The sequence below is a fragment of the Bradyrhizobium sp. MI1.11 genome, from assembly GCF_055811255.1.
On sequence record NZ_JBVVPM010000181.1, the window covers coordinates 1 to 1,004 of the forward strand.

1 protein-coding gene is annotated in these 1,004 nt (G+C 65.9%); it reads left to right on the top strand.

The features are described from left to right. Positions 1-1,004 (top strand): DUF1522 domain-containing protein (locus tag AC0L30_RS42995; RefSeq protein WP_473406791.1); only part of this gene is annotated, 1,004 nt, incomplete at both ends.

Here is a 1,004-nt window from a genome sequence, read left to right on the forward strand (position 1 = left end):
GGCACCACGACCTATTCCAGCGCGAGCGCTCTGTCGAACGTGCTGTTCTCCGGCGCAGCGGGCGGCGCAACCGCGGCGACCGGCACCACCACGCTCGGTGGCTCGGTCGGTGCATTTACGGCCGTTGCCGTCGTCAACGACACTTCGGCTGCCGCGATCACGACCAGCACCAAGCTGTTTGACGCGACCGCCGGCTTGACCACTGGTGCCAACACCAAGTTCACCGATGGCACCACGCTTAGCGTCAACGGTCACACGATCACCATCTCGGCGACCGCGGTTCCGGCGGCGGCTAGCGCGCCAGCCGGCTATGGCGTCAGCGGCAACATTGCCACCGACGGCAACGGCAACTCGATCGTCTATACCGGCACGACTGCGGCCAGCTCGACCGCGACGGTTGGCGACCTTCTGAATGCGATCGACATCGCCAGCGGCGCCCAGAATGCGGTCGTCGCAGCAGGTGCAGCGACCCTGAGCACGCCGACCGGCAATACGGCGGCAGCCATCACCGGCGGCAAGATCACGTTCACGACGTCGACGGGTGGTGATCTGAATATCTCTGCCACGGCCGATATCTTGAAGAGCCTCGGCCTGACCACCGCGACCGGCTCCGGCACCGCCTCGGTCACGGCGAATCGCGGCACCAGCTCAACTTCGCTCAGCTCCTTGATCAGCGATGGGGCCACCCTCACCGTCAACGGCAAGACCGTCACCTTCAAGAACGCGGTGGTGCCTGCGGCAGCCAACGTTGCGGCCGGCTCCAGCATTGCCGGCACCGGCAGCAACGTGATCACGGACGGTAACGGTAACTCGACGGTGTATCTGCAGGCGGCCAAGGTGAGCGATGTGCTGACCGCGATCGACCTTGCCACCGGCGTGCAGTCGGTCAAGTCCGTTACCACGGGCACGGCGACCCTGCAGACGGCCACGGGCGCGACGAACTCCTCGATCGTCGCCGGCGCTCTGCACATCTCCACCGGCGCCAATGCGGATCTGTCGATCAC